12 protein-coding genes and 10 tRNA genes are annotated in these 10,522 nt (G+C 31.6%); 1 reads left to right on the forward strand and 21 read right to left on the reverse strand.

Annotation, left to right across the window (positions count from 1 at the left end; genetic code table 11):
- Positions 1-205: 205 nt before the first annotated feature.
- From BR82_RS0113415 to BR82_RS0113435, 5 genes are all read right to left on the reverse strand, one after another.
- The gene (locus BR82_RS0113415; RefSeq protein ID WP_027090603.1) at positions 206-1,030 is read right to left on the reverse strand and encodes a MerR family transcriptional regulator; all 825 of its coding nucleotides are present in this window, start codon (positions 1,028-1,030) and stop codon (positions 206-208) included.
- 126 nt (positions 1,031-1,156) lie between these two features.
- Positions 1,157-2,146, reverse strand: a complete 990-nt coding sequence (mreB, locus tag BR82_RS0113420; protein WP_004609485.1) for a rod shape-determining protein — start codon at positions 2,144-2,146, stop codon at positions 1,157-1,159.
- Positions 2,147-2,260: 114 nt separating this feature from the next.
- On the reverse strand, positions 2,261-2,902 hold the full coding sequence (locus tag BR82_RS0113425) for a M23 family metallopeptidase (protein ID WP_027090604.1): 642 nt from the start codon (positions 2,900-2,902) through the stop codon (positions 2,261-2,263).
- Positions 2,903-2,946: 44 nt separating this feature from the next.
- Complete coding sequence (gene spoIID, locus BR82_RS0113430; RefSeq protein ID WP_027090605.1) at positions 2,947-3,837, reverse strand: stage II sporulation protein D; 891 nt, start codon at positions 3,835-3,837, stop codon at positions 2,947-2,949.
- Positions 3,838-3,880: 43 nt separating this feature from the next.
- Positions 3,881-4,081 carry a DUF1146 domain-containing protein gene (locus BR82_RS0113435; protein WP_027090606.1) on the reverse strand — a complete coding sequence of 67 codons (201 nt, stop codon included), beginning with the start codon at positions 4,079-4,081 and terminating at the stop codon, positions 3,881-3,883.
- Positions 4,082-4,307: 226 nt separating this feature from the next.
- On the opposite strand from BR82_RS0113435, the gene BR82_RS0113440 reads away from it, so the two are divergent.
- Complete coding sequence (locus BR82_RS0113440) at positions 4,308-4,703, forward strand: hypothetical protein (RefSeq protein ID WP_027090607.1); 396 nt, start codon at positions 4,308-4,310, stop codon at positions 4,701-4,703.
- 61 nt (positions 4,704-4,764) lie between these two features.
- Here BR82_RS0113440 and BR82_RS0113445 read toward each other — a convergent pair.
- The 16 genes from BR82_RS0113445 to BR82_RS0113515 form a co-directional block, all read right to left on the reverse strand.
- Positions 4,765-4,840: transfer RNA gene (locus BR82_RS0113445), tRNA-Glu, on the reverse strand.
- 1 nt (position 4,841) lies between these two features.
- Positions 4,842-4,917: transfer RNA gene (locus tag BR82_RS0113450), tRNA-Asn, on the reverse strand.
- A gap of 2 nt (positions 4,918-4,919) precedes the next feature.
- Positions 4,920-4,993, reverse strand: a tRNA-Gly gene (locus tag BR82_RS0113455).
- A 264-nt stretch (positions 4,994-5,257) separates the two neighbouring features.
- Positions 5,258-5,395, reverse strand: a complete 138-nt coding sequence (locus BR82_RS17950; protein ID WP_147590261.1) for an HAD hydrolase family protein — start codon at positions 5,393-5,395, stop codon at positions 5,258-5,260.
- Positions 5,396-5,491: 96 nt separating this feature from the next.
- Positions 5,492-6,037 (reverse strand): DUF2371 domain-containing protein, encoded by a 546-nt coding sequence (locus BR82_RS15960; RefSeq protein WP_051592844.1) that lies wholly within the window; start codon positions 6,035-6,037, stop codon positions 5,492-5,494.
- A gap of 54 nt (positions 6,038-6,091) precedes the next feature.
- The gene (locus BR82_RS0113465; RefSeq protein ID WP_240474567.1) at positions 6,092-6,790 is read right to left on the reverse strand and encodes a M15 family metallopeptidase; all 699 of its coding nucleotides are present in this window, start codon (positions 6,788-6,790) and stop codon (positions 6,092-6,094) included.
- A 71-nt stretch (positions 6,791-6,861) separates the two neighbouring features.
- Positions 6,862-7,530: a hypothetical protein gene (locus BR82_RS0113470; RefSeq protein ID WP_027090609.1), complete on the reverse strand. Its 669-nt coding sequence runs from the start codon at positions 7,528-7,530 to the stop codon at positions 6,862-6,864.
- Positions 7,517-8,962, reverse strand: coding sequence for a sensor histidine kinase (locus tag BR82_RS0113475; protein WP_027090610.1), 1,446 nt, complete (start codon positions 8,960-8,962; stop codon positions 7,517-7,519). Before BR82_RS0113475 ends, BR82_RS0113470 begins: the two co-directional genes overlap by 14 nt.
- Entirely contained in the window at positions 8,959-9,618 is a 660-nt protein-coding gene (locus tag BR82_RS0113480; protein ID WP_027090611.1) for a response regulator transcription factor, read from the reverse strand. Before BR82_RS0113480 ends, BR82_RS0113475 begins: the two co-directional genes overlap by 4 nt.
- A 311-nt stretch (positions 9,619-9,929) precedes the next feature.
- Positions 9,930-10,003: transfer RNA gene (locus BR82_RS0113485), tRNA-Gly, on the reverse strand.
- Positions 10,004-10,008: 5 nt separating this feature from the next.
- Positions 10,009-10,097 (reverse strand) — tRNA-Leu (locus BR82_RS0113490).
- 12 nt (positions 10,098-10,109) lie between these two features.
- Positions 10,110-10,185: transfer RNA gene (locus BR82_RS0113495), tRNA-Lys, on the reverse strand.
- A gap of 4 nt (positions 10,186-10,189) precedes the next feature.
- Positions 10,190-10,265 (reverse strand) — tRNA-Gln (locus BR82_RS0113500).
- A 6-nt stretch (positions 10,266-10,271) separates the two neighbouring features.
- Positions 10,272-10,354 (reverse strand) — tRNA-Tyr (locus tag BR82_RS0113505).
- Between the two features lie 4 nt (positions 10,355-10,358).
- Positions 10,359-10,434 (reverse strand) — tRNA-Thr (locus tag BR82_RS0113510).
- 12 nt (positions 10,435-10,446) lie between these two features.
- Positions 10,447-10,522, reverse strand: a tRNA-Val gene (locus tag BR82_RS0113515).

Genomic DNA, 10,522 nt, shown 5'->3' on the forward strand with positions numbered 1-10,522 from the left:
TAGAAAAAATAAAGAGAGCATGATTCCATACTCTCCCTGTCATCTATATTTTATCATACTTTTTAGCTAGAAAAAAATTTACTCGCCGTTGCTGATCATTTGGCATGATATTATTGATCTAAATTTTTTATCTAAAAACGCTCTTGTCATTTAACAAAAGCGCTCTAAATAATTATTTCTATAATAATCAAAAAACAAACCATTTTTATTGAACTTTTTTAATTGGGGAATATATTTCAGTTATAAGTTCACTTTCTTTTGAAACACATGAAGGATCTGTTATATATACTTCAAAAAGTGCATCTCGATACATATACCCTTGTTCTTCTATCCATTTTCGATGTTTAGCATATATAGATGGTAAATTTGAATAAGATCCCTGTAAAACCGTTTTTAGACATAATCCTGGACAAAACTCTTTAGTAGCAATAGTTTTCTCTTTTACCGGAATTGCAAACTCAGTATCTAAACCAAGTACACTAAATTCTGCATCATGAAACAATACCATCGGTGAAGCAATAATATTCAAATTATCAATTTGAATCTGCTTAAATAATTCACCAAAGCAAGTACTATATGCTTCAACAAATTCATTTTCATGAACTCTTTTATGAACCGAAATAAGATTCATCTTTGAAACCTCAACCAATTCAATATCAAAATTTTCTAAATACGACATAATCGACCTCCCTTGTTGTAAACATAACATATCTTCATTTAATCTTTCTAAAATAATATTAGATTTATCTATCTGTTCTTTAACTTCTTTTTTCTTTCTTGCAAGCGCCGCATAAAGCTTCTCGTTTTGTAATTTGCCTAAATTAAGAATCACTTTGATTTCTTCCAAAGAAAAATTATAAGATTTTAAACGTTCAATAAATAACATTGTTTCCAATTGATCAATAGAATAATATCTATAACCATTTTCCGGATTGATCTTATTAGGCAAAAGCAGCCCTATTTTTGCATAGTATCGAAGGGTTTTGGTTGAAACTTTACATATATTTGAAAATTCCCCAATAGTCAACATCGTTATTCCTCCTCTTTCAAACCTCTTTAACACTACTGTACACCTTGCCCTAACGGTAAAGTCAATACGATTTTAAAATTATTTATTTTTAAATAGTATAAAAAACATGAGATTTTCATCTCATGTTTATTTTACATAATGTGTATTTTCTAACATAACTCCACACCCATTAGCAACACAATTTAATGCATCATCAGCTACAAATACAGGTACACCTAATTCGTTTTCCAATAAACGATCAAGTCCGCTCAATAAAGCTCCACCACCTGTTAAGAAAATTCCTCTTGATACAATATCAGCCGCTAATTCTGGTGGTGTTTGTTCTAGAACATGCTTTGTTTCTCTTACAATTGTCTGACAAGTCTCTCTTAAAGCTAGTTCTGTTTCATCAGCAGTAATTGTAATTGTATGAGGTAATCCGGTTACTAAATCACGACCTCTTACTTCGAAGATTTCCTCACTGATTCCTTTGATTGCTGTACCAATCTGCATTTTAATTTGTTCAGCAGTACGATCACCGATCAATAATTTATATTTATCTTTTACAAATTTAATAATATCTTCATCCATAACATCACCAGCAATTTTAAGTGAACTACTAGTAACAATATCACCTAAAGATAATACCGCAATATCAGTAGTTCCACCACCAATATCAATTACCATGTTACCTGTAGGTTTTGAAATTTCCAATCCAGCTCCAACTGCTGCCACCTTTGGTTCTTCTTCAATGAAGACACGTTTAGCACCACATCTTTCAGCAACATCTTTAATTGCACTTTTTTCAATTGATGTAATATTTGATGGGCAGCAAATTAGAATTGTTGGTCTTGAAAAAATTCCTTTTAAATTTAATTTATTAATAAAATGAGTAATTAAGATTTCAGTAATTCTAAAATCCGCAATAACCCCATCTTTTAAAGGACGAATCGCTTTTACTCTTCCAGGTGTTTTACCTAACATATCTTTAGCTTCTTGGCCAACAGCTAAAGGTTTTTTTGTTTCATCATCTATCGCTACTACAGAAGGTTCATTTACAACGATACCTTCACCTTTGACATAAATTAAAATATTTGCTGTACCTAAGTCGATACCTATTTCTTTTGATAATGCCATCATTAGTCCTCCTTATTTTTCTTAACTATTGTACCATGATTTTTGATATTTACAAGGTAAAAAACAAAATAAAACCAAATAGCAATAATTTTTTTATTATTGCCATTTGGTTGATTATACCGCTATTTTTGTGACTTCTTGATCAAAATAAGATTCTGGATTCAAAGCCTGATTATCTTTTTCTAAAATAAAGTGCAAGTGATTCTTTAATTCCGATTCATAAACATTTTCACCACTGACCCCAATTTTGTCACCTTGCTTAATAACCGTATCCTTTTCAACACTAACTTCACTCAATGACTGATATGTGGTACTAAAGCCATTTTCATTAGTTACAGTTACAATCCAACCAAGTAAAGCATCATTATCTTTTTTAGTTACCGTACCTGAACATGCCGCCTTAACTTCAAATGTTTTTCCATCTTTAGAAAAATCTACTCCCAAGTTAGGTCGATATACTCCTTCAAAATATACTAATGCTTTTTCTAATTCTGCATCACTTAAGGACGCATCATAAAATTTTTTTACAATTGTTACATCATCATCAACGGGTTTGATCAATTTTTCTGTCGCTACAGTCGGCTGATCTTCTTCACTTTTATCTTCTTTATTATCTTCTACTTTTACAACAGCAGTATCTTTAAACGGCTGATACTGATTCATAACCAGCTGAACTATCCCAACACCAGCTAAAAATAGCATTACTACCACACTAAATACTAAAACACGTCGATTACGTTTCATAAATAATTTCATTATTTCACCTCATTTGTAGTGTTTCCACTAAAATAAGGTTTATACTAATTATTTACAATTTCGATACCTGTATAATAGTGATTCAAAATTTCCTTATAATCAGAACCTTCTAAAGCCATTCCTTGAGCACCATATTGACTCATTCCAACTCCATGACCGCTTCCTTTAGTTGTAAAAACATAATTATTATTGACATATTCGATCGTAAAACAACTTGAAGACAATCCTAAAATTTCTCTAACCTGTCGTCCACTGTAATTTTTACCATCAACATTTAAAGTTGCTACACGACCACTTTTTTTATATGCGATTATATTAAAATTCAAATCTTGACAGTTAAATTTTTCTTTTAGTTCCTGTTTTGTAAATGTAGTTTGTCTTGTATTTTTAGGATCGATCGTTAAATCCCAATGACTATCAACACTTCTTAGATAAGGTAAGGGACTAGATTCAAAATAATCTTCAACATTTTCAGTATAGCCATTACTAGAAGAAAAAAATAATGCTGAAATATATTCATTATTATATTTCATCACTTCATTATTAGTTTCTTTTATCGCTTCACTAATTTTCTGGTGATACTCATTATACTTATCACCCCAATTTTTTTTCATCTCATCTTCACTTAAATAAACTTGACTATTAACCGTATTATCAACACTCAAATTTCGATTATAAACAAAAGTTCGACTAGCTACAACTTGTGCTTTTAATGCTTCCAATTCAAAATTAGCAGGCATTTCCCCAGCAACAACACCTAAAAGATAGTCATCTAAATCCACATAATTAACATTGTCATCAATCGTTACTGCTACTTTTACAGCTTCCTCTTTTTTACCCTGAATCACTTCTTCTTTAACTTGATAATAATTCATTGATAAAAAAATGATTCCTACCAATACAACAATTCCTAATTTTACACTCATCTCTTTCATATAATTACCTCACCTAATTATATGTACAGCTATTTAAAATATGTTAAAAATGAATTGTCGCAAACTCTAAAATAAAAGAACCTAATAAATATCCCAAAGCTAATGACGCAATCAAAAAGAACAAATAAAATTCACGTAATTTAGCTTTTCTAATTACATTATCAAAATTAAAACAACTTAACCCCCACATCGAAAGCATGATTGAAATAACATATACAAAAGCTTTAATAATTTGATAAGACATTAATATCACCTCGATTATCATAAATTTAGATACTATTTTATCATCTAGTATATCATAGTTCCAGTCATTATACCCTTTACAAATTTAGAACTTAAGATCAATAACTAAAACTATAAACATTTTTTCATCAAAAACGCATAGACTGTATTAGATATAAAAAGCTTTGAATTCTTATATTCAAAGCCAAACATCTACTTATACTGTAAAGAAAGGAACGTAAAATTATATGGATACTTCACTTATAGAGACTTTGATTTATAATCAGCTTTATCTTGCAGCTATATATGACTTGATCTTAACTATTGCACCAGATGAAATCACAAAAATCAGACTTCACAATTTTTCAGCTGATTGCAAAAACAATGCTACTTATCTTGATCATTTTTACCAGGATATAAATACCACTAGTTTTTTCCCACTTCTTGAAAAACCTGTATTTCATGGCAATTTTCAAGAATCAATATTATGGTTATTAAACTATATCGAAAATTCATATCGAATGTTTCACATCAATTCCCACAACAGTAAATTTCCTAATAATCAAATTAAATTATTAAAATATATAGCTGGAAATCTAATTAATCAAAGTATCGGCCTTATTCATATATCACTAACAAAATAATTATTAGTGATATTTTTTATAAAATAAAAAATCCAGAAAAAAATCTGGACTAATTTACAATTGGTGACCTGTACGGGATTCGAACCCGTGAATGCATGCGTGAAAGGCATGTGAGTTAACCGTTTCTCCAACAGGCCATGGCGCTTGAAGTAGGACTCGAACCTACGACCGATCGGTTAACAGCCGATTGCTCTACCAACTGAGCTATTCAAGCAATGGAGCGGGTGATGGGAATCGAACCCACGTAGTCAGCTTGGAAGGCTGAAGTTCTACCATTGAACTACACCCGCATTTTACTCCTTAGCAGCACCCTTAATGACTACTGCTCGTCTATAATAACATTTAATATTAACTATTGCAAGTCTTTTTTTAATTTTTTTAAAACTTTTGTTACCCCCTGTATTGTAAAATGAAACTGAAATTAAGATTTTTAATTCCAGCATAAAAATCTAAAAATAAACGGCTTATCCTTTCAACAAATATTCCTCTATCGATTTAGCACAATCATTATGATTATTATCTTCAACAATTATATCAGATATTTTTTAATATCCTCATGTGCATTTCCCATTGCAATTGCTAATCCAGCTTTTTAATGCCTCCATATCATTATCAGTATCCCCTACTACAATAACTTTTACCATTGAAATATGAAGATATTGACAAAGTTTTTCTAATCCTACTCTTCGTATTTCTTTACAATATCTTTTAGATACACTTTTTGTCTGTTATTTCAACCATCATTATGAAAATAACATAAATTTAAAAAAAACACCGCTAATGGTGTTTTATTCATTTTCTTCTATTTGATCATTATCGCTTGGTGGATTTTCATTTTCCGGTATGCCATTTGTTGATTCATTAGTTGTTTCATCCGTTTTATCTGTTTCGTTATCATCAGAAATCTGATTTTCATCTTTATTCAAGTCTTTTTTTGGTTCTTCTTGTTCTTTTGAATCACCGTTATCATTCGAATCATTTTCTTTTTGGGAATTATCAAGCTGTTCCTGTAGATTATCTATCTGATTTTGCTGGTCTTGATAATATTCATACGCAAAATATACCCCCACACAGATTCCAGCAATAATTACTAAAATCAACAAAAATAATAATATCGTTGTAAAAATAGAACGTCCTTCTTTTTCTTTTTTTACTTTTGTTTTAGTTTTACGTTTTGTTTTGGTTACTTTCTTTTTCTTAGTTTTTTGACGTCCTTTATTCGTCGCGGTATCTGCTGTAGTATCTTCTAAATCATCTTCATCTGTCATTTCAGATTCTAATTCAAAATTTTCTGTATCTAAATCATTATCATCAAACTCAAACCTTTTAGCCATTTTTTCACCTCACATATATAATATTATACACTGATGTGAATTTATTATAAACTTTTAATCATTTAACAAATTATTCAGATACTCTTCCAAACACATACCCTGCTCTACAATCTTTTTTGCGTGTTCTTTCCCCACATAACGATAATGCCATGGTTCATAACCAACTTTTGTTAAATCACTTTTATTTGCTGGATAACGTAAAATAAAACCATATTGCCAACAATTTTTAATTAACCATTGTTGTTCAGCAGTTCTTTCCTGACTATCATCTAACCGCTGATTTTTCTTAGAAACCAAATCAACCGCTAACCCCAGCTGATGTTCACTCATATTAGGTTTAGCTACCCACATACTAGCAGCTTCCTGAGCTTCATTATAACCATATCCAGCCTTTAAATACTCTTTAATTTTATTTACAAAAAGTTCTTTTTGTCTATCATATGTACGATAAGATGAACATATTATTATGTCTAGGCCTTGCTTTTTCGCATCATTCAGCATATTTTTCAACTCTTGATAAGCGCGCTGATCAATTGACTGCTGGTCATTTAAAGAAACCAAATTAACTTTCCAATCATCAGGAATTTTATTTTTATAATTAACCAGCGTTAACAACTCATCATTTATTATTTGTTTTTCTTCAATTGCTTCTGTTTTTAACACTTTATTTTTACTACTATTTTCTCTAATAAAATAATTAAAACCTATGATATATCCAATAATGACCACTAGACAAACCACTATTCTTTTCACATTCACACCTCCTTTTTAAATCATATAAAAAACTAACATAAAAGCTGCCACATTTTTGAATCAAAGCTGCATCAATTAATAATACCAATATCAATTCTTTTTTTGCTGGCTATAGCGGTACAATATTTCATCATTTCCTTTTCAGACAATCCTAAATAGTTCATTCCATAATTAAGCAAAACATCTTCACCAAAAATACCAGTCGCTTCAAAATCAACCAAATTTTCACCATAATAACTACAACGATAAATAGTACTATCATTTCCATCAAACCAGACACTCAAACTACACTTATCATCATAAAATTCCACCTGCATCACAACAACACAACTCTCAGGATCAGTCATTTCAGTATAAGTTAATATTTCAATTATATATTCTTCTTGATCGTCATTAAAATCAAACTCTGGTAATATCTTTAAATCCTGCAATTCATTTACTTCTTTTACCACACTTTCTTTTATCTTTTCAAATTCCACTTTAGATTTAGTCTGTTGCTGACTTACAAGAAAAAACTTTTGATTTCTATAATTATAATCGTACAATAAGGCTATTTTTTCCTTCGCACTCAACTTACTTGGATGCACCATTGAGCTATCATCATCTTCAATCTTATCTATCACCACATCTGCTAACATCCTTTCATCATTCCATTCAGCCAGCATGATCGGCATAAAAGCCACGATCACTAATAAAGCAATTGTAGTCAGTACGATCAAAAAAGTTTTAACTTTCTTCATAAATTTCACCACCTTTAAATAAAACCGTCACCTTAGTACCTTGTCCTTTAATACTTTCAATCACAATTTCACCATGGTGTATTTTAATAATCTGATCACATATCGCTAATCCTAAACCAGCGCCTCCCGCCTTACGAGAACGCGACTTATCTACCATATAAAACGCTTCTTTAATTTTATCAACTTCTTTATCCTCAATCCCACAACCATTATCTTCAATTATGATTTTATAACCATTATCATCTTTCACTCCCAAAAACTTAATTAGTCCTTCATTTTCTATTGCCTTACGAGCATTATCTAGTAAATTTAAACAAACCGTCTTCAACAAATCCCGTTCACCAATGATTTCTCCATCTGCTACCATAACTTTAAAATCAACTTTTGAATTTTTCATAACCGGAGCAACAACCGCACTTATTTCTCCAAAAAAATCACTAGCATCTATTCTTTCAAAAACAAAATCCTGTTTTTTTAACACAACTAATTCCATTAATTTCATTGACATCTTTTCAAGTCTTTTGCCTTCTTGAACAATTAAATCAGCATAACTTATGATCTGTTCTTCAGTATTTTTTTTACTTCTAAGCATATCACCGTAACCAATCATTGAAGTTAATGGTGTTTTTAACTCATGAGCAAAATTTCCAACAAAAATCTCCTGACGCTTTAAAGCATCCTGTAATTCTTCCATTGATGTCATCAAACGCTTCATCATGATATTAAAATCTCTCGTTAATTGCCCAATCTCATCATTACTACGAACCTTTATTTCATCACCCAAGCCACCATCTGCCGTAATTTGTTTAGTCGCCTGTGACAATGTTTTAATCGGTTTTACCAGCCAGCGTGTCACAATAAAAATCACTACTGTTCCAGTTAAAAGCAACAAACCAATACTATATAAAAAACTTCGATACTGATCCCTTCTCCCCTCAAATAAAGATGAAATATCACGACAATTTTCCAAATAAATATCACTATCCGCAATATCAAGTTTTCTTAACACATGAATTTTATACTTATTATTATTTTCAACAATTTTATATCCTCTAATTCCCGATTCTATTTTTTTTACTAAACTAGAATCATTAGAAAAACCTCCGTTTTGATAAATCATCTGACCTTCATTATTACGCAAACAAAACGAAATCGTACCATTAAAACTTTGAATCGTTAATGTTGTTATAGATTCATGAATAATCTCGATTTTTTCGGTATCAGTAAAAGCACTTGCATTATAGCCATTAAACGGTGATGATAATTCACTTGTAAAAGATGAATATAAAATATTATTTTCCTGATATGCCATCTCTATTTCACGTCGCAGCGAAGAATTAAATCCTGATTCAATCAACATATACCCACCTGCACTAAAACAAGAAACGACCATCAGCATAATTACTATATACAATTTCCAAAAAAATTTCACTCGTCAACCTCCAAGCGATAACCTATTTTATATACTGAAACAATCTTATCTTCTAATCCGATTTTTTTACGTAACCGTTGGACATGTAAATCGACAGTACGACTATCACCACGATAATTTTCCTGCCAAATCAATTCATATATCCGGTCTCTAAATAAAGCAATATTTTTATTCTGTAAAAAAAGCAATAACAATTCATACTCTTTAACTGTTAAATTAATAACTTGATTTCCCTTCTTTACAATTCGAGATAATGTATCTACACTAACATCGTAAACCGATAAATAATGTGATACTTTATCAAACCTTCTCAATACTGTTTCAACACGAGCCAAAAGCTCGATAATTTCAAATGGCTTAACGATATAATCTTCAGCGCCCATTTTAAGCCCTTTAACACGATCTTTCACCTCAGCCTTCGCAGTTAAAAAAATAACCGGAATATTTAATGGATAAATATATTCCATCAGTTCATATCCATCAATTTTTGGTAACATAATATCCAACAATATCAAATCAAAAGATTCCTTTTCTATTAAATCTGCTCCCTGCAGCCCATCATAAGCACATTTACATAAATATCCTGCATCACTTAGATTTATCCTGATTAATTCATTGATTGCTTTTTCATCTTCGATAATCAAAATTTTATTCATATACATTCACCCCTCTAAACATACAACATAATTGCATCATATTTACATCAAAACATAACAATTTATAACAAAATCTTCTTCATCAAAAAAGATTATTTAATAAAGCTAATAACAGGATCATATCAATAATTAAAGCAAAATAAAAAGCATCTGTGAAACTATAGAACATTAACCACTTTGATACTTTTATCTATAATTTTTTATCATGCTTTCAATGAATGTAATGATATAACCCAAAAAAAATTATATTTAGTTATTTATTAAAACAAAAAGAGTTTCTTTAACAGAAACTCTAATTATCTTTCAAACTATGGAGCGGGTGATGGGAATCGAACCCACGTAGTCAGCTTGGAAGGCTGAAGTTCTACCATTGAACTACACCCGCGAAAATGGTGCCCAGGGCCGGAATCGAACCGGCACGGATTTTGAAGTCCGCAGGATTTTAAGTCCTGTGCGTCTACCAGTTTCGCCACCTGGGCAAATATAAGAGATGGTGACCCGCAGGCGATTCGAACGCCTGACCCTCTGATTAAAAGTCAGATGCTCTACCGGCTGAGCTAGCGGGTCATCTTGGCTGGGGTACCTGGATTCGAACCAGGGAGATGACAGAGTCAAAGTCTGTTGCCTTACCGCTTGGCTATACCCCAATTAGATGGTGGAGGAGGGCGGATTCGAACCACCGAACCAAAGGAACTGAGTTACAGTCAGCCGCGTTTAGCCACTTCGCTACTCCTCCATTATGGTGCCGGCTAAAGGACTTGAACCCTCAACCTACTGATTACAAGTCAGTTGCTCTACCAGTTGAGCTAAGCCGGCTTATTTACTTTATGGTGGAGGTTAACGGGCTCGAACCGCTGACCCTCTGCTTGTAAGGCAGATGCTCTCCCAACTGAGCTAAACCTCC

The organism is Thomasclavelia saccharogumia DSM 17460 (assembly GCF_000686665.1).
Taxonomy (GTDB): Bacteria; Bacillota_I; Bacilli_A; order Erysipelotrichales; family Coprobacillaceae; genus Thomasclavelia; species Thomasclavelia saccharogumia.